General features: G+C 36.8%; 18 protein-coding genes and 1 pseudogene. 12 read left to right on the forward strand and 7 right to left on the reverse strand.

Annotated elements, in window-relative coordinates:
* Window positions 1–34: 34 nt before the first annotated feature.
* The 4 genes and pseudogenes from EAL49_RS00260 to EAL49_RS08385 all read right to left on the reverse strand — a co-directional run bounded on the left by EAL49_RS00260 (window position 35) and on the right by EAL49_RS08385 (window position 3,036).
* A complete protein-coding gene (locus tag EAL49_RS00260; RefSeq protein ID WP_120828080.1) occupies window positions 35–1,210 on the reverse strand; it encodes a molybdopterin molybdotransferase MoeA in 1,176 nt (391 codons plus the stop codon).
* 9 nt (window positions 1,211–1,219) lie between these two features.
* Entirely contained in the window at window positions 1,220–1,987 is a 768-nt protein-coding gene (gene fliR / locus EAL49_RS00265; protein WP_120828082.1) for a flagellar biosynthetic protein FliR, read from the reverse strand.
* Entirely contained in the window at window positions 1,981–2,709 is a 729-nt protein-coding gene (locus EAL49_RS00270; protein ID WP_120828084.1) for an EI24 domain-containing protein, read from the reverse strand. Before EAL49_RS00270 ends, fliR begins: the two co-directional genes overlap by 7 nt.
* A 107-nt stretch (window positions 2,710–2,816) precedes the next feature.
* Window positions 2,817–3,036, reverse strand: a pseudogene (locus EAL49_RS08385) (hypothetical protein).
* A gap of 144 nt (window positions 3,037–3,180) precedes the next feature.
* On the opposite strand from EAL49_RS08385, the gene cbf2 reads away from it, so the two are divergent.
* From cbf2 to EAL49_RS00310, 7 genes are all read left to right on the forward strand, one after another.
* A complete protein-coding gene (cbf2, locus tag EAL49_RS00280) occupies window positions 3,181–4,080 on the forward strand; it encodes a peptidylprolyl isomerase CBF2 (protein ID WP_120819353.1) in 900 nt (299 codons plus the stop codon).
* A gap of 12 nt (window positions 4,081–4,092) precedes the next feature.
* Complete coding sequence (locus tag EAL49_RS00285) at window positions 4,093–5,016, forward strand: class II fructose-bisphosphate aldolase (RefSeq protein ID WP_120828085.1); 924 nt, start codon at window positions 4,093–4,095, stop codon at window positions 5,014–5,016.
* 21 nt (window positions 5,017–5,037) lie between these two features.
* Window positions 5,038–5,601: an elongation factor P gene (gene efp, locus EAL49_RS00290; RefSeq protein WP_000974267.1), complete on the forward strand. Its 564-nt coding sequence runs from the start codon at window positions 5,038–5,040 to the stop codon at window positions 5,599–5,601.
* Window positions 5,602–6,088: 487 nt separating this feature from the next.
* Window positions 6,089–7,333: a DNA cytosine methyltransferase gene (locus EAL49_RS00295; RefSeq protein ID WP_120828087.1), complete on the forward strand. Its 1,245-nt coding sequence runs from the start codon at window positions 6,089–6,091 to the stop codon at window positions 7,331–7,333.
* Complete coding sequence (locus EAL49_RS00300) at window positions 7,320–8,090, forward strand: hypothetical protein (RefSeq protein WP_120828089.1); 771 nt, start codon at window positions 7,320–7,322, stop codon at window positions 8,088–8,090. The genes EAL49_RS00295 and EAL49_RS00300 overlap by 14 nt, the downstream gene beginning before the upstream one ends.
* Window positions 8,065–9,411: an McrB family protein gene (locus EAL49_RS00305; RefSeq protein WP_120828091.1), complete on the forward strand. Its 1,347-nt coding sequence runs from the start codon at window positions 8,065–8,067 to the stop codon at window positions 9,409–9,411. Before EAL49_RS00300 ends, EAL49_RS00305 begins: the two co-directional genes overlap by 26 nt.
* The gene (locus EAL49_RS00310; protein ID WP_120828094.1) at window positions 9,404–10,618 is read left to right on the forward strand and encodes an LlaJI family restriction endonuclease; all 1,215 of its coding nucleotides are present in this window, start codon (window positions 9,404–9,406) and stop codon (window positions 10,616–10,618) included. The genes EAL49_RS00305 and EAL49_RS00310 overlap by 8 nt, the downstream gene beginning before the upstream one ends.
* A 79-nt stretch (window positions 10,619–10,697) precedes the next feature.
* Here the strand turns inward: EAL49_RS00310 and pseI are convergent, their stop codons facing one another.
* From pseI to EAL49_RS00325, 3 genes are read right to left on the reverse strand one after another with little or no spacing between them, the layout of a single operon-like run.
* Complete coding sequence (gene pseI / locus EAL49_RS00315) at window positions 10,698–11,720, reverse strand: pseudaminic acid synthase (protein ID WP_120828096.1); 1,023 nt, start codon at window positions 11,718–11,720, stop codon at window positions 10,698–10,700.
* 3 nt (window positions 11,721–11,723) lie between these two features.
* Window positions 11,724–12,365, reverse strand: a complete 642-nt coding sequence (locus tag EAL49_RS00320; RefSeq protein ID WP_120828098.1) for an ABC transporter ATP-binding protein — start codon at window positions 12,363–12,365, stop codon at window positions 11,724–11,726.
* Complete coding sequence (locus EAL49_RS00325; protein ID WP_120828100.1) at window positions 12,362–13,639, reverse strand: apolipoprotein N-acyltransferase; 1,278 nt, start codon at window positions 13,637–13,639, stop codon at window positions 12,362–12,364. The genes EAL49_RS00320 and EAL49_RS00325 overlap by 4 nt, the downstream gene beginning before the upstream one ends.
* Before the next feature lie 231 nt (window positions 13,640–13,870).
* Between EAL49_RS00325 and EAL49_RS00330 the strand changes: the two genes are divergently transcribed.
* Genes EAL49_RS00330 through EAL49_RS00350 form a run of 5 tightly spaced genes read left to right on the forward strand, consistent with a single transcriptional unit; the run spans window position 13,871 to window position 18,721 of the window.
* Window positions 13,871–14,572, forward strand: a complete 702-nt coding sequence (locus EAL49_RS00330; protein ID WP_120828102.1) for a CvpA family protein — start codon at window positions 13,871–13,873, stop codon at window positions 14,570–14,572.
* Window positions 14,573–14,581: 9 nt separating this feature from the next.
* Entirely contained in the window at window positions 14,582–16,087 is a 1,506-nt protein-coding gene (gene lysS, locus EAL49_RS00335) for a lysine--tRNA ligase (protein ID WP_120828103.1), read from the forward strand.
* Window positions 16,087–17,337 carry a serine hydroxymethyltransferase gene (locus tag EAL49_RS00340; protein WP_120828105.1) on the forward strand — a complete coding sequence of 417 codons (1,251 nt, stop codon included), beginning with the start codon at window positions 16,087–16,089 and terminating at the stop codon, window positions 17,335–17,337. The genes lysS and EAL49_RS00340 overlap by 1 nt, the downstream gene beginning before the upstream one ends.
* A gap of 10 nt (window positions 17,338–17,347) precedes the next feature.
* Window positions 17,348–17,890, forward strand: coding sequence for a DUF1882 domain-containing protein (locus tag EAL49_RS00345; RefSeq protein WP_000138078.1), 543 nt, complete (start codon window positions 17,348–17,350; stop codon window positions 17,888–17,890).
* A gap of 21 nt (window positions 17,891–17,911) precedes the next feature.
* On the forward strand, window positions 17,912–18,721 hold the full coding sequence (locus tag EAL49_RS00350; protein ID WP_120828107.1) for an SPOR domain-containing protein: 810 nt from the start codon (window positions 17,912–17,914) through the stop codon (window positions 18,719–18,721).
* The last annotated feature ends 164 nt before the right edge of the window (window positions 18,722–18,885 follow it).

Here is an 18,885-nt window from a genome sequence, read left to right on the forward strand (position 1 = left end):
TGAACTTGTCATTATAGCATTGTTAGAGGCCATTTTAATTTTCAAATCTTAAAATTTCAATTTCGCCCTGAACCAATCCCACTCCTTCATCAATTAAAGCGATAGAATCCACTCGCGCAAGGGCTTGAATCGCTCCTGATTCATAGCGGTTGTTATTATAAGGAATGAATTGGTGGTTTGAATAGTTGCCTAAGATTAAATGCGTGCGTTTGTCTTTAAGCTTTAAGGGGGCATTGATTTGAGCCTTAAAGGGTTTTAGCTTAAAATCTTTATTTAAAGATAAGCGCTCCAATAAGGGTAGAATCAAAACCCGTAAAACGACTAAGCAACTTAAAGGATTACCCGGCAAGCCTATAATAATACTTTGATTGAGTCGGGCTAAAGTTACCGGTTTTCCAGGTTTGAGGTTGACTTTTTCATAATAAAAAAGGGCGTTTTTTTCTTTCAAAACCTCTTTAAAAAAATCTTTATCCCCCACGCTCACTCCCGCGCTTGAAAGGATAATGTCATAGTCTTGCAATTCAAGTATTTTGAGCTGTAAATCTTTATCGTCTTTTAAAACCCCTAGAAAATGCGTGTTATAGTTTTTAAGCATGTTAAAAACACCCACTGAATTCACATCATAAACTTGGCATTCTAGGGCGTTTTGCCCTAAAGGCACTAATTCATCGCCGCTGCTAAAGAGAGCGATTTTTAATTTCCTAAACGCTTTGATTTCTTTTAGCCCTTGAGAGGCAATGAGCGCGATATGCCCATAATTCAAACGGGTGTTTTTAGGGACTAGGACGCTGTTTAAAGAAGCGTTTTCGCCCTTTTGACGGATATTGGCGTGAATTTTAAAATCTTTAGGGGCTAGGGCGAAATTTTTATGGCTTTCTAGCATGCATTCTATAGGGACAATCGTTTCTACCCCTTTTGACACCATCGCTCCAGTCATGATTTTAACGCATTCATTTTCTTTAATTTCTAAAGCGCTCGCATCATCTCCGGCAAAGATGTGCTGAATGATTTGAGTTTTTTTGCCTAAATCTTGCATTTTAAACCCATAGCCATCCATAGCGCTTTGATTGAATTTAGGCAAAGCGTGAACGCAAATAATATCCTCTGCTAAAATGCGCCCTATACTTTCAAACAAAGAAATAACCTCTGTTTCTAAGGGTTTTAGGGGAATGTTAGAATGGATTTTTAGAGCTTCTTTAAAACTAATCATGTTTATCCTTTAAAAGATTTTGCTAATAACGCTAAAGGCCAGGCTGATTTCTTCTTTAAAACGCCCCATGATAGCCGAAGCGATTAAAATAATGCCCACAAACCCGATCGCAATTTTAACCGGAAACCCGATAGCGAGCAGGTTGAATTGAGGGTGGGTTTTCATGATCATGCCAAAAATAATATCGCTCAATAACACCAAGCATAAAATAGGGAACGCCATAGAAAACCCTATGACAAACAAGTGCGAAAAGGCTTTGACAATGTTTTTAGCCAACGCTGGCTCAAAGACAAATTGCCCTAAAGGGACGGCTCTTAAGCTGTGATCCACAAACAAAATGATTTGATGGTGGAACGATAAATCCAATAAAATTAAAATCGCTAACAATAAAAGGGCTTGCCCCACAATGGGTTTTTGCGATCCTGAAATGGGATCATACGCGCTCGCCATCGTAAGCCCCATAGAAAAGCTGATGCTATCGGTTGCAAACACTAAGCTTGCAAAGACAATTTGTAAAAAGATAGATGCGCACACCCCTAAAAACAGCTCGCATAAGCAAGCGATGATAAAACCCTCTGGCGTGTAAGCAGCGTTTAAAAATTCTAGATTGGGGTAAAAAATCGCGCTCACATACAAACTCAAAGCCCCACGCACCGACAAAGGCACTAAATGGTTTTCAAAAAAAGGGAAAAAAGACAGCACACCGCTAACCCTTAAAAACAACAAGAAAAAATCCCTAACATGGGGGGTGCTAAGCTCTTGGAGAAAATCTAACATTCTTTTTCTTTAAGGATAAAAAAGTAGTGTGTTAGCATTAGGGTTTGCAATAAGGTGGCAAAAAAATTAAAAAAAGGGATCAAGGAAAAAAGATAGCAAAAAAACGAAAAACGATAATGCTTCAATCGGTGCTGTTTGAGTAGGTTTTGATAGCTTTGATAATTAAAAATCATGCTGGCTATATCCAAACTCATGGTGTTTTTGAAAAAAAGAAAATGCGCGATTATAGAAAAAAAGACCCCAAAGACCCCTATAAAGGGAATGAAATAAAAGGGCGTTAAAACCGCTAAGAATAAAAGCATAAAAGCGAGCGATTTTAAAAAATATTTAATAGAAAAAAGGATAGAGCCAAATTCTTCCAAAACGACATGAGAATAATATTTTTGGTGCAAATAAGAGACCACTAAAGGGGTGTAAAAAATAGACGCAAAAATATTGATGACTAAACTCAAAAGAATCACAATCCAAAAAATAAGAAAATACACTAACGCTTTAAAAACCCAAACAAACACACCAGCAAAAAAGCCTTGAGAATGGGAATAGCCATTCAAAGATTGCGGTAATAAAGTTTGGCAATAACCCACAATACTCCCGCCATTGTAGTAAAAAACAGCTCCAAAAAACGCCAAACTTAAAAGGATAGGGCCAAGATTGATTAAAATCATTCTAGCGCTTAAAAAATCATTAAAGCTTTTTTTAAAAATGGATAGAAACAAAACCATAAGCCTTTTTTAAACTCACTTTTTAAGGGGTATTTAAGCGCAAAGTCCCTTAATCTTATATAGTAGGCTTATCAATATGAGATTGACTAAAGGAGTATAGAAGTTATTTAATATGGAATAACATGCAGTAATAAATACATTATGGGGTAAAACAACACCATCAGTATCCAAGGACACAAAACGATTACAACAGCAATGGTAAATACAATATTCATTATTGTTTTATGAAATTTTGAATCTTCTTTAATATCCTTTTTCTTTCCAAAAAAAAATATAACTAACACCAATAAGGACAATAAATATTATTACAACATCTGAGGCGAACACTTTTACCCACTTTGAACGGAATGAATAACTTTAAGCATTTCTTACCCCTTAATGTGAGTTTTCTAAATCATGATAGCTGATTTTGTTTTAAATTTGCTATAATGTAAATTTAATTATGAAAATTAGTTTAGAGTGGAGAACACAATGAAAAAAAATATCTTGAATTTAGCGTTAGTGGGTGCGTTGAGTGCATCGTTTTTGATGGCTAAGCCAGCTCATAATGCGAACGCTACCCATAACGCCAAGAAAACGACTGACGCTTCAGCAGGCGTGTTAGCGACAGTGGATGGCAGGCCCATCACCAAAAGCGATTTTGATATGATCAAGCAACGAAACCCCAATTTTGATTTTGACAAGCTTAAAGAAAAAGAAAAAGAAGCCTTGATTGAGCAAGCGATTCGCACCGCGCTTGTAGAAAATGAAGCTAAGGCAGAAAAATTGGATCAAACTCCAGAATTTAAAGCGATGATGGAAGCGGTTAAAAGACAGGCTTTAGTGGAATTTTGGGCTAAAAAACAGGCTGAAGAAGTGAAAAAAATCCAAATTCCCGAAAAAGAAATGCAAGATTTTTATAACGCTAATAAAGATCAACTTTTTGTCAAACAAGAAGCGCATGCCAGACACATTTTAGTGAAAACCGAAGATGAGGCTAAAAGGATCATTTCTGAAATTGACAAACAGCCAAAGACTAAAAAAGAAGCCAAATTCATTGAGTTAGCCAATCGTGATACCATCGATCCTAACAGCAAAAACGCGCAAAATGGCGGTGATTTAGGGAAATTCCAAAAGAACCAAATGGCTCCGGATTTTTCTAAAGCCGCTTTCGCTTTAACTCCTGGGACTTACACTAAAACCCCTGTTAAAACGGAGTTTGGTTATCATATTATCTATTTGATTTCTAAAGATAGCCCTGTAACTTACACTTATGAGCAAGCTAAACCCACCATTAAGGGGATGTTGCAAGAAAAGCTTTTCCAAGAACGCATGAATCAAAGAATTGAGGAATTGAGGAAACACGCTAAAATTGTTATCAACGATAAGTGATGAGGTGTTGTCATGTTAGTTAAAGGTAATGAAATTTTATTGAAAGCCCATAAAGAAGGTTATGGGGTAGGGGCGTTTAATTTTGTGAATTTTGAAATGCTAAACGCTATTTTTGAAGCAGGTAATGAGGAAAATTCCCCGCTTTTCATTCAAGCGAGTGAAGGGGCGATCAAATACATGGGGATTGATATGGCAGTAGGCATGGTGAAAATCATGTGCGAACGCTACCCTCACATTCCTGTAGCTTTACACCTAGATCATGGCACGACTTTTGAAAGTTGTGAAAAAGCCGTGAAAGCGGGTTTCACTTCCGTGATGATTGATGCATCTCATCATGCTTTTGAAGAAAATTTGGAATTGACTACTAAAGTGGTCAAAATGGCGCATAACGCTGGAGTGAGCGTGGAAGCGGAGTTGGGGCGTTTGATGGGGATTGAAGACAACATTTCAGTAGATGAAAAAGACGCTGTGCTAGTGAATCCTAAAGAAGCGGAGCAGTTTGTCAAGGAATCTCAGGTGGATTATTTAGCCCCAGCCATTGGGACAAGCCATGGAGCGTTTAAGTTTAAGGGCGAGCCAAAATTGGATTTTGAACGCTTGCAAGAAGTCAAAAGGCTCACGAATATCCCTTTGGTTTTGCATGGAGCAAGTGCGATACCGGATAATGTGAGAAAGTCTTATTTGGACGCTGGAGGCGATTTGAAAGGCTCTAAGGGCGTACCTTTTGAATTTTTACAAGAATCCGTAAAAGGGGGGATCAATAAGGTCAATACCGACACGGATTTAAGGATCGCTTTCATCGCAGAAGTGCGCAAGGTGGCCAATGAAGATAAGAGCCAATTTGATTTGAGGAAGTTTTTTTCTCCGGCCCAATTAGCGCTTAAAAATGTGGTCAAAGAGCGCATGAAACTTTTAGGCAGCGCTAATAAAATTTAATCAACAAGGAAAGAGTGTAACATGGCAATTGGGATGAGCGAGCTCAAAAAGGGCTTGAAAATTGAATTGGGTGGTGTGCCTTATAGGATCGTAGAATACCAGCATGTCAAGCCTGGCAAGGGTGCGGCTTTTGTGCGTGCGAAAATCAAGTCGTTTTTAGATGGTAAGGTGATTGAGAAGACTTTCCATGCGGGGGATAAGTGCGAAGAGCCTAATCTGGTTGAAAAAACGATGCAATACCTTTATCATGATGGCGATACATACCAATTCATGGACATAGAGAGCTATGAGCAAATCGCTTTGAACGACTCTCAAGTGGGTGAGGCTTCTAAATGGATGCTAGACGGCATGCAAGTGCAGGTTTTATTGCATAATGACAAGGCGATTTCAGTGGATGTGCCGCAAGTTGTGGCTCTAAAGATTGTAGAAACAGCCCCTAATTTTAAAGGCGACACTTCAAGCGCGAGCAAAAAACCAGCGACTTTAGAAACCGGTGCGGTCGTGCAAGTGCCTTTCCATGTTTTAGAAGGTGAGGTGATTAAAGTCAATACGGAAACAGAAGAGTATCTTGAAAAGGTGAAATGAGGCTATCTTTTTATTGAGTTAGCGTTTTTAGACACAGCTTTTTTATCATAAGGGTGTTATCAGCCCCTTATTTGGGCTTTGTTTAAGGTGCATGTGGAATCTGTGGTTAAAAATTATTTAGAATTTCTTTTCTCTGTTCTCGTTTGGAATTGATTATTATAAAATATAAAAAATGCTTTAGTATTTTTTGCAATCTAAGAAGAGATTGATTTCAATCAAGCGGGTGATCTCTTAAAAAAGCATTCTTTGGGGGTTATAGGGATAAAAGAGAGAGAATTTTACCCCATTTAAAAGAGTGTGGGTTTAGGCATAAGGAGAACTTGCACCAAGTTTTATTGAAGTAGATACAAAAATCCACTTAAATTATTTTGACCTAATTTATTTTGTTACAATCATACTAAAGCAGAAGATAGTTGGCGGATAAAATGAAACAAGAAATAAAATATCAAACAGATTTTACAATACCATGATGGCGTTGAGAGTTTGAATGAACAAATATAATTGTATAGATTTATTTAGTGGGGCTGGTGGTTTATCATTGGGTTTTGCGAATACAAATAGATTTAATATTTTAGCCCACATTGAGTGGGAAAAACCTATGGTTACTACACTGAGAAATGCTTTAATCAAACGCTTCAAGATTAGTGAAAAAGAAACAAAAAAAAGAGTTATCAAATTTGATATTCAAAAAACGGATGAATTGATAAATGGCTCTTGGAGTGGTGAAACTCTTAAAATTTATGGATCTGATAATGATGAAAGCGTTAGCCAATTTGGGTTAAATGGCGTAATTAGTGGTAAAAAAATAGATGTTATCTTTGGCAGTCCTCCTTGTCAAGCTTATTCTCTTGTGGGTAGAGCGCAAGATAAACACTCTATGAAATATGATTATAGGAATTATCTTTTTGAAAGTTTTGTTAAGATAGTTAATTATTACCAACCACAATGCTTTGTGTTTGAAAATGTTCCTGGCATGCTTAGTGCAAAACCGGGCAATCAATTTGTAAAAGACAGGATTTATGAAGCTTTTTCAAAAATAGGGTATGAAATTAAAAAACCAAACGAAATGAAAGAGACAATCTATTCTAGCGATGATTATGAAGTCCCACAAACTAGAAAACGAGTGATTGTATTTGGCGTTCGTAAAGACAATAAAGAGTGGTTATTCAAATTTTATCAAAATCTAGACAATCTCAAATCAAAAAACCCACCGCTTAGCGTTAAAGATGCTATTGGTCATTTACCCAAGTTTAGACCACTCAAAACGCCCTTAAAAATCAATAATAAAAACATTTCTCACGAACTTATTGGCACAAATAATTTGACACAAAATTTTCCACGATATAATAATTTACGAGATTTAAAAGCGATGGAATTTTGGATTGAAAACAACATGAATAACGCTTCTGCAAAAGAAAAGCTTGACTTTTACACTAAGATTACGGGAAAAGTCTCAAACCATAACAAATACAGAAATTTAGAATGGGATAAACCATCGCCAACCTTAGTGGCGCATTTGCAAAAAGATGGTTTTATGTTTATACACCCAGAAGCCAATCAAAGCCGCTCAATCACCATAAGAGAAGCAGCGATTTTGCAGACTTTCCCTAATGATTTTGAATTTATTGGATCGCAAGCGGCTTGTTTTAAAATGATAGGCAATGCAGTGCCAGTTAATTTTGCCAAAAATATAGCCCTAGCAGTGGCAAAGGTTTTAGATGAAAAAAACTAGTATAAATATTTTAGTAGCTTGTGAAGAAAGCCAAAGGGTGTGCAATGAATTTAGAAAGCTTGGTTTCAACGCTTATAGTTGTGATTTATTAGAGTGTAGTGGTGGGCATCCTGAGTGGCATTTTAATTACGATGTTTTTGAAGTGATTAGAAATAAAGGCGGTGTTTTGCAAAATGGCAAACATGCAAAAGTTTCGCAATGGGATATGATGATAGCACACCCGCCTTGCACTTTTTTAGCTGTTAGTGGAGCGAAGTGGTATTACCACCCTAAAGATAAAGATTTGCCCATAGAACAAAAAAGACCCCATCCCAAATTCCCAAACCGCACAAAAGACAGAGAAGAAGCTTCAAAATTCTTTATGGATTTAGTGGAAGCAAAAATCCCTTATATTGCAATAGAAAACCCCATTGGCATAATGAATACAAGATACAAAAAACCCGATCAAATAGTCCAACCTTACCACTTTGGCGATAGCGCATCAAAAAAGACTTGTTTGTGGCTTAAAAACTTACCACCCTTAAAATATACAAACATCGTTGATCCTGGCGAGTTTATAGAGTTTAAAAGCGGTAAAAAAATAGCAAAATGGTATAGCGATGGACTGACTAAAACAAAATCAGCTAAAGAGCGTCAAATTTGGAGGAGTAAAACATTTCCAGGGTTTGCAAAGGCGATGGCAGAGCAGTGGGGGGAGTTTGTAAAAAATGAGATGTTTAAAAAGGTGAAAAATGAAAGTTTATTTAAGGAAAGTTGATAATCAATGCATTAACAAACAAATCAGTATTACAAGAGATATTTTAGAGCATTTTTTTGATAACGCTAATAACCAAGACGAAGTAGATATGAGTGGTATCTTATCTAACTATAACGATAAAGTTAGCATTCTCTTAGCAACAGATCCTAGACTTGGTGGAGGGATTAAGAAAATCATTAGTGCAGAAGCTGATAAAATAAAAGAAAACCGATCGGATTATGAGTTAAAAATTGATGATATTCTGCTTTTTACTTACATATCTTATAAAAAATACACATTAGAAATCATTTTACCCACTGATACAAGATACAATGTTTTAAATGGCTTAATCAATAATAACAAGCATTTATTGGTTTTTAGCGAGAATGAAATGAGTCCTTTAGATGATAGTAAAATAGATGAAAGCGTTAGAATAGATGGGGGAAAAAATATCATCCTTTATGGTGTTCCTGGTAGCGGCAAAAGTTATACTTTACAAAGAGATTATTGCAATGATAATAGTGTGGTAGAAAAGATAGTGTTCCATCCTGACTATTCTTATAGTGATTTTGTGGGACAGATTATGCCAAGTGTGGATGATAGCGGTATCGTTAGTTATAAATTTAATCCTGGACCTTTTACAAACATCCTAAAAAAAGCGTATCATAACCCACAAACTAAGCATGTTCTAGTGATTGATGAGATAAATCGTGGTAACGCGCCTGCCATATTTGGAGAAGTTTTTCAACTTCTCGATAGGCTTAAACATGACAAAGGTGGCTTTAAAAAAGGCTCTAGTGAGTATGCTATCAATAATATGGATATTGCAAATATTGTTCATAACGATAAAAATGCAAGTATAAGAATCCCATCAAATTTATGGATAATCGCTACAATGAATACGAGCGATCAAAATGTATTCACACTAGATACTGCTTTTCAGCGTAGATTTTCTATGCAACTCATTGAAAATTCCTTTGAAAATGTTGATGATGATTTTAAAAATATGAAAATTTTAGATACTGATATTACTTGGCAAAAATTTTGCACCACCATCAATGAAAAAATAGCTCAAAACAACGAGGGGCTGAGTTCTATGGAGGATAAGCGATTTGGCGTTTATTTTGTGAATATTGATGATCTAAAGAGCAAAGAAAATTTTGCACATAAAGTCATCAAATACCTTTGGGACGATGTCTTTAAATTTGATAGAAATATCATATTTAATACTACAAAATTTAATACGCTTGAAGCTGTTGTAAAGAATTTTACCAAAGAAAAAGGCAGAACCCAATTTGATGTTTTTAGCGATGATATAAAAGAACTTTTATTCTATGCTTAATTTAAAAGAGTGCTGTTTTACAGACAATGAATTGAAAGACAATTTTGTAGGCATTAGAAGTATCAATAATGATTTACAAATTTGTTTCCCATTAGGATTTGATATAAGCGATGATAAAAACATTAGAGCAGATATAAAAAAACTTATTTCTATTCTTTTAGAATATAATAAAACAATTGCATGTGAAAATTTGTTAAATAATAAAAATGAGATTATAAGATCAAATTTTCCACTCACAGCGTATAAAAATGTCATAGAATATTTTTTATCGCATGGTTATTATACAGAAAATAAAAGCTATTATGAAAATAGCGCAAAAGGTAAAATAAATTTTTCCAAAACGATCAAGAACAATAGACCTATTATTCAAACTTTTAACAATAAAAACTCTTTTGTCTATACTCGTTTTCAAGTTAAAAGGAAAATGATCAATGAAAATGAATTGATAACAGCGATAAACAAATATTGTGTGCATGAAGCGTTTTCTAAATTTGGCTTTGTGTTTAGCTCGTTTATGCCGCTAAAATTCAAACTACCTGCTGATAAAAATTATTGCATTTATCGGCTTGAAAACAGACTAAACAGCACATTTAATGATGACAAGAAAATCCTTTTTCAATCTATGAAAAATATTCTTTTACAAGATGATAATATTTTGGATAAGACTGATTTTAAATTTGGAACATATCATTTTTATGTTGTTTGGGAAAGAATGATAGACAGAGCATTTGGTATAAAAAATAAAGAAGTTTATTTTCCTAAAACAAAATGGAATTTGCGGTGCTCCGATCAAAAACCTGATTATTTATTGCAACCAGATAGCATCATGCTGTTTGACGATAAAATTTACATATTGGATGCAAAATATTATAAATATGGCATAAGTGGGGTTGCAAGCGATTTACCCAATAGTGCATCCATCATAAAACAGATTGTTTATGGTGAATATGCGGCAAAACGAGAAACAAAAAAAGAGATTCACAATATCTTTTTAATGCCATTCAACAGATTTAACAATCCGCTAAAATTAAATAATATTCTTGAAAATATAGGTTTTGCAAATGGAGAGTGGAGAGGCAATTTAAAACAATATGAAAATATACAAGGAATTTTAATAGATACTAAATTTTTAATGCAAAATTATAATAAGAAATCCAATGATCTTTTAAAATTGCTAGCAAAAAATGTGGAAGAAACTAAAATATAATTTTTAAAAATTTTAATCTAAAATCAAATCTAAAACCACAAAACAAATTTAAAAACCCCATTTTTTAATCAAAACAAACCTACAGTGAGCGTTCTATATCATCAGCGTTTAAAGGGGTGTTGGCTTTTAAAAATTTTGACGCCTTTTGACCTAAAATTTCTTTATAAAATTTAGGGTGTAAGCCAAGGTTGGGGCGTAAGGCTTTGATATTATCGCTAGTCAATGCTTCGCCTTTTTGAATATCCTTAATGACAAATAAAGAGCGTGCAAAAAATCTTTGCTCCTCTAAAGTCTTTGGATTGATTTTAGGCTCTTCTTCGCCTAAGGTTAAAACGCTTTGCTTGATGGCTTCAACCATGCTTTTAAATTCGTTAAAATCCATGCTAAAAGCGCTGTCTGGGGTTTGTAAGGATTTGTTTAAAATGAAATGCTTTTCTATCATGCTCGCTCCTAAAGTGGTGGCTAAAATGGGGCAAAGAGAGCCAATCGTGTGATCGCTTAAGCCAAATTTAACGCCAAAGGTTTCGCCTAATTTAACCATGCTCAATAAGTTAGCGTCTTCTATTTTACTGGGATAAGCGCTCACGCATTTTAAAAGGGTGATGTCAAAATTACCCACTCCTTTGCACAACGAGATAGCGTCTTGCAATTCGGTGTGTGTAGCGATACCGCTAGAAAGGATAATGGGCTTTTGTGTGCGAGCGGCCTTTTCAATCAAATCTAAATCAACGATTTCAAAACTAGCGATTTTATACATGGGGCAATTTAGGCTCTCTAAAAGCTCTAAAGCTTGTGAACTAAAAGGCGAGCTAAAAATGCCTAAATCAAGCTTTCTAGCCAACTCAAACAATTCCGCATGCCACTCTAGGGGGGTAGAAGCCTTTTGATACAATTCATACAGATTTTCTTTATCCCATAAAGTGCCTTGAATGATGAAAGGATCTTCTTTAGAGTTTAAAGTCATGCAGCTTGGCGTGTAGGTTTGGAGCTTGACAAAATCCGCACCGCTTTCCTTAATGGCATGAAGGCTTTCTTTGGCTAGGTTTAAATCCTGGTTATGATTAGCGCTCAATTCAGCGACAATTTTAGGGCGTTGCAACATTTCTTATTTTTCCTTAATCAAAACTTCTTTTTCTAAGCGATAGACTTGAGAGCAAGTGAAAGCCAAATGCTCATCATGCGTGGCCAAAACTAACGCCCCCTCCTCTTCTATAATATAATTTTGCAGCATGCTGATGACTTGATTAGCGCTAGTGGTGTCTAAATTCCCGGTGGGTTCATCAGCGATAATGATTTGGGGTTTTTTAGAAAGCACTCTGGCGATGCTTAAGCGTTGTTGCTGGCCGCCGCTCAATTCACCCACGCCTTGTTTTAGGGTGTGGGCTATGCCTAATTGTTCTAAAAGGGAATGATTTATTTCTTGCTTGGCTAGGATGGAAGCGACTTGCAAGTTTTCTAAAGCGCTAAAACCCTTAAAAAGGTAATGCGATTGAAAGATTATGCCCACTTTTAAGCGCCGTAATTCCAAAAGCTTTTTGGGATTTAGGGCATAAATATCTTGGTGTTCTAACAAACTAATCGTCCCACTATTGGGTTTTAGCATGGTGGCTAGATGGCTTAAAAGCGTGCTTTTACCGCTCCCGCTCACGCCTAAAATCGCTAGACTTTCTTTAGGCTTGATGCGCAAATTCACGCCATTATAAAGAGGTTTTTCAAAAGCATGAGAAATACCAGTTGCTTTAATCATGATCGTTTCCTAAAAAGAATATCGCCCAATAAACTAGGGCTTAAGATGTAAGAAGTTGAAAAATTCGCGCTGTGCAAGATGATCTTATCATAACGCCTTGCGTAGTATTTTAAAAGCGTTCTTTGTAAGGTGGGTTCAATGCTTGGACTAAACCATGCGTTATTGCTCATCACGATAAAAATTTTTGAAGGGCTGTTTGAATAAGCGGGTTTGGAAGTGCCTTCATAGCAAATCAGGGGGCGAAAAGTAAAATCGTCTAATGTAAAATCGCTGAAACGAGAAGCGTTGCGGTATAAATAAGCGCTCTCGCCAAAAAAGAGCTTTTCAAGGGGTTTTTGAAGAAACTTGGGTAAAGGCATTATCTCGCCAAAGGGGGCTAAGATCACTTTATCAGCGATCTGAACGCCCTCTTTAGAAAATAAAAACGAGCTGTTATAAAGGCTATAGCCTTGGGTGCGCAATGTCCCTATTAAAATAGCAATATTATCGCTTAAATCTTCTAACTTCGCTTTAAAGGGGGAGTTTTCTAAAAGGATGGGGTAGGCGGTCTCTGGAAAAACAATCAAGGTTTTTTGCTTGCTTTGAGCGAGCTTGATTTCTTTAAGAATGTTGTTTTCAATATTATTAAGGTAATTTGAGTCAAATTTCAAATCTTGGGGCGTTTTTGTAGAGACCAATTCAATATTTCCAACCTTTTTTAAATCGCTTGTTTTGAAACCATTAAAATCCAACGCGCCAAGTAACAATAAAACCGCTATGATCCTGTATTTTTTAAGATTTTGAGCACTCAAAAAAATGCAAGCCAAAAAAACAAGCCCTAGCGATAACTTATCCACTCTAAACACGCTATAAGAAAAAAAGCTATCTAGGACTAACCAATCAAATCCAAAAGGGTGGATAAAACTAGAGCCTAAAAAACTCAAAAGCCTGAAGTAGGGGTTTTCAAAATAGAGCAACAAATAAAATAAAACCCCATAAACTAACGCTATTAAAACAATGATTAAGGGCAATAAATAGGTGAAATCCGAGTAGCGAAAGCTTAAAGCGCACCAATAAAACAATAACGCTCCCACAAAAAACCCCAAAGCAAAAGCGCTGTTTCTAGGGGTTTTTAAAAACGCCAGCATGCTTAAAGGGGCTAATAGGCTTGTGAGTGTGATAGTGATATAGGGGCTTTCAATTGCATAAGCGTCCAAAACAGCGTTCATATACACGCTTGAAACAAACATGCACGCTAATAAAAAAGCGTTTTGATTGAATAGAAGAAGACGCATGGCTAAATTTTGAAACCTTGAGATTGTTTTAGTGTATTATAGCTATATTTTAATTTAAGAATTTTAGATTGATTTTTTTAAGGGTAGTTTTTTTTAAGTTGTGTTATTATTTTCAAATTTCAAGTGAGCGTGGATTGATAGCGTTAAAAAATCATGAGCGTTTTTTGGGGTGTTTTTGAGCGCTCACTATCTTTATGCGAGATATATGAGAGAAAGGTTTGGGTTTAGGGTTTGAATTATATTGATTTAGCGTTACTTGTGGTGGTGGTAGCCTTTGGGATTAGAGGATTTTATCATGGCTTCGTGAGTGAAGTAGCGGGGACTTTAGGGATTGTGCTTGGCGTGTATTTAGCGTCTCGCTATTCTGTGGCTGTTGGGAATTTATTTTCAGAGCATTTGTATGATTTAAGAAATGAAACCATGACGAATCTCATCGGTTTTTTATTGGTGTTAGCGTCTATTTGGGTGTTTTTTTTAGCTTTTGGAGTGTTGCTAGGCAAGGTGTTAGTCTTTAGTGGGTTAGGCATTATAGACAAAGCGTTAGGGTTTATTTTTTCATGCTTGAAGACTTTTTTAGTGCTTTCTTTCATCCTTTATGCACTCTCTAAAATGGAAGTCATGAAAGACGCTAACGCCTATTTGCAAGAAAAAAGCGCTTTTTTTTCTACCATGAAAAGCGTCGCTAGTAAGATCATGCGCCTTGATGGCGTCAAACATGTGGAGCAAAACCTTAAAGACAACCTTGAAGAAATGAGCGATGAAGTCAAAAATAAAGAATCTTTTAATAAAAATAAACAATCTTTTGATAAAGCGATGGATAAGGGCGTGGAATCTTTAAAAGAAAAGGCTAAAGACTTGCCTAAAAACATGCTAGATCCAAAAGCTAATCAAACCCCACCAAACCCTACCCCATCTAATAAAGAATCCCTATAAAGGCATCACATGTTTTCTAACCAATACATCCAACAACGCATCCATAAAGCCAATAGCTTGAGAGAAGAAGGCAAAAACCCTTATAAAAATGGCTTGAAACGAAGCCTCACCAACGCCGCTTTTTTAGAAAAATACGCTTATGTTAAGGATTTAGAAGAGCCTAAAGACAAAGAAAAACGCGAGAGTATTGTAGGGAGGGTCAAGCTTTTGCGTTTAATGGGCAAGGCATGTTTTATTAAAATTGAAGATGAAAGCGCGATTTTGCAAGCTTATGTTTCGCAAAATGAATTGAACGATGAATTTAAAAGCTTGAAAAAGCATTTAGAAGTGGGCGATATTGTGTTGGTGAAAGGCTTCCCTTTTGCTACCAAAACCGGTGAATTAAGCGTTCATGCCCTAGAATTTCATATTTTAAGCAAAACCATTGTGCCTTTACCTGAAAAGTTTCATGGACTAAGCGATATAGAATTGCGTTACCGTCAGCGCTACTTGGATTTGATCGTCAATCCTGGCGTTAAAGATGTGTTTAAAAAGCGCAGTTTGATTGTTTCTAGCGTGCGGAAATTTTTTGAAATGGAAGGGTTTTTAGAAGTGGAAACCCCCATGATGCACCCCATTCCTGGCGGGGCGAACGCAAGGCCTTTTATCACTTATCACAACGCTTTAGAAGTTGAAAGGTATTTAAGAATCGCTCCAGAATTATACCTCAAACGCTTGATTGTGGGGGGGTTTGAAGCGGTGTTTGAAATCAATCGTAATTTCAGGAATGAGGGCATGGATCACAGCCATAACCCCGAATTCACGATGATTGAGTTTTATTGGGCGTATCACACTTATGAAGATTTGATTGAACTCAGTAAGAGGCTATTTGACTACTTGCTAAAGACTTTAAATTTAGATTCAAAAATCATTTATAACGATATGGAAGTGGATTTCAACCAAACGAGCGTGATTTCCTATTTGGACGCTTTAGAAACGATAGGGGGCATCAGTAAGGATATTTTAGAAAAAGAAGACAGGCTTTTGGCTTATTTGTTAGAGCAAGGCATCAAAGTAGAGCCAAATCTCACTTATGGTAAATTGCTCGCTGAAGCGTTTGATCATTTTGTGGAGCATAAACTCATTAACCCCACTTTTGTAACCCAATACCCCATTGAGATTAGCCCCTTAGCCAGACGCAACGATAGTAACCCTAATATTGCTGACAGGTTTGAATTGTTCATTGCAGGAAAAGAAATCGCTAATGGCTTTAGCGAGTTGAACGATCCTTTAGATCAATTAGAACGCTTTAAGAATCAAGTGGCTGAGAAAGAAAAAGGCGATGAAGAAGCCCAATACATGGATGAAGATTATGTGTGGGCTCTAGCCCATGGAATGCCCCCCACTGCAGGGCAAGGCATAGGCATTGACCGATTAGTGATGCTACTCACTGGAGCTAAAAGCATTAAAGATGTGATTTTATTCCCAGCGATGCGTCCTGTTAAAAACGATTTTAATATTGAGAGTGGAGAATAATGGCGTATTTTTTAGAACAAAGCGATAGTGAAATTTTTGAATTGATCTTTGAAGAATATAAGCGGCAAAATGAGCATTTAGAAATGATAGCGAGCGAGAATTACACTTTTCCTAGTGTTATGGAAGCTATGGGGAGCATTTTAACGAATAAATACGCTGAGGGCTATCCTAACAAGCGCTATTATGGAGGCTGTGAAGTGGTGGATAAAATAGAAAGCCTAGCCATAGAAAGGGCTAAAAAGCTTTTCAATTGCCAGTTCGCTAACGTGCAAGCGCATTCAGGCTCACAAGCCAATAACGCTGTCTATCACGCTCTTTTAAAGCCTTATGACAAGATTTTAGGCATGGATTTAAGCTGTGGAGGGCATTTAACGCATGGCGCTAAAGTGAGTTTAACCGGCAAGCATTATCAGAGCTTTTCTTATGGCGTGAATTGGGATGGCTATATTGATTATGAAGAAGCGCTAAAAATCGCTCAAAGCGTTAAGCCAGAAATCATTGTGTGCGGGTTTTCAGCCTATCCAAGGGAGATTGATTTTAAGAAATTTAGAGAAATCGCTGATGAAGTGGGGGCGTTACTATTAGGCGATATAGCCCATGTGGCAGGGCTTGTGGTCGCTAATGAGCATGCCCATCCTTTCCCGCATTGCCATGTGGTTTCAAGCACCACTCATAAGACCTTAAGAGGGCCTAGAGGAGGGCTTATTTTAACTAATGATGAAGAGATAGCGGCTAAGATTGATAAAGCGATTTTTCCAGGGACTCAAGGCGGGCCTTTGATGCATGTGATTGCTGCTAAAGCGGTGGGGTTTAAAGAGAATCTAAAACCAGAATTTAAAGCTTACGCACAATTAGTGAAATCTAACATGCAAGTTTTGGCTAAAGCGTTAAAAGAAAAAAACCATAAGTTAGTGAGCGATGGCACTTCTAACCATTTGCTTTTAATGGATTTCTTGGATAAGCCTTATAGTGGGAAAGACGCTGATATTGCATTAGGGAATGCCGGAATTACCGTGAATAAAAACACCATTCCTGGCGAAACGCGCAGCCCTTTTGTAACGAGCGGGATAAGGATTGGCTCAGCGGCATTGAGCGCAAGGGGCATGGGAGCTAAAGAATTTGAAATCATAGGGAATAAAATATCAGATATTTTGAATGATATTAACAATGTTAGTTTGCAATTGCATGTGAAAGAAGAATTGAAGGCTATGGCTAGTCAATTCCCTGTGTACCAACAACCTATTTTTTAAGGGAGTCAAGATGACAGAAATGGAATTAAAGCTCATTAAGATAGACACAAGCCATTATTTTGAAAAAAAACCAGGCTTGGGGGAGAGGGTGGATTATGCGGGGCGTTGCTTCTATAATAAATTCCAAAGAGTGAATGCCATGCTCACAAGCTCGCTCATTCAAAAGCATTTGAAAAAAGAAATAGAAATCGCGCACAACCTCATCTTGCGTAACGATAAGGTGGAAAACATTGTGTTTGATTATAACGGGAGGAACCCGGAGCGTTTTTATCATAAGGCGCAGTTATTGCTTCGTGAAGAGGGTTTTATGAATTTTACCGCTTATAACACGAAGACGCCAGGGCATTTGCATTTGTATGTGCATAAGGGGCATACGGAATTAGGCGAGGGTGAAAGGCTGGTTAAAACTTTGTCTATGAAATTAGCGCAAGGGTTGCCTAAAGAATGGAAGGTCTTCCCTAGCAATGAATGGCCTAAGGAATTTAATATTTTAGCTTTACCTTATGAAGTGTTTGCAAAAGAGCGAGGGAGCTCTTGGGCGAAGCATTTATAACCATTTTTGAAAGGATTTTTGATGTCAGAAAAAGAAAGACTGAATGAAGTGATCTTAGAAGAAGAAAATAATGGGGGCGGCACTAAAAAGGTGTTTTTGATCGTGGCTATAGCCATTATCATTTTAGCGGTGCTTTTAATGGTGTTTTGGAAAAGCACGAGAGTCGCTCCTAAAGAGACTTTTTTACAAACCGATAGCGGGATGCAAAAAATAGGCAACACTAAAGATGAGAAAAAAGACGATGAGTTTGAAAGCTTGAATATGGATTCTCCCAAACAAGAAGACAAGCTAGACAAAGTGGCGGATAATGTTAAAAAACAAGAAAATGATGCGTTTAACATGCCCACTCAAACCGATCGAACTCAAACGGAGATGAAAACAACAGAAGAAACCCAACAAGCTCAAAAAGAATTAAAAGTTGTTGAACACACTCCTATAATCGCTCAAAAAGAATCTCAAGCTGTGGCTAAAAAAGAAACCCCCCATAAAAAGCCCAAAGTAACCCCTAAAGATAAGGAAGCTCATAAAGATAAAGATAAGCATGCGGTTAAAGAGCTAAAAGTCAAAAAAGAAGCTCATAAAGAAGTTCCTAAAAAAGCCAATTCTAAAACCACTCTTACTAAAGGGCATTATTTGCAAGTGGGGGTTTTTGCGCACACGCCCAATAAAGCCTTTTTACAAGCGTTTAACCAATTCCCCCATAAGATTGAAGATAGGGGAGCGACGAAGCGCTATCTCATAGGCCCTTATAAGAGCAAGCAAGAAGCCTTGATGCATGCTGATGAAGTCAGCAAAAAGATGACTAAACCGGTTGTCATAGAAGCGCGGTAGGGGTTTTGAGCTAAAAATTCTTATTTTTTCTTGGGCGTTTTTAACGGATCATCCAAGCGCTAAAACGATGGGGTAGCTTACTCCATCGGCTCGGATAATTTTAACAGAGAATGAAGATAAACAGATTTTTTTGATCAATATACCTATTTGGTCTTTGAGAAATT

The sequence above is a fragment of the Helicobacter pylori genome, from assembly GCF_003637665.1.
GTDB classification, from domain to species: domain Bacteria; phylum Campylobacterota; class Campylobacteria; order Campylobacterales; family Helicobacteraceae; genus Helicobacter; species Helicobacter pylori_CK.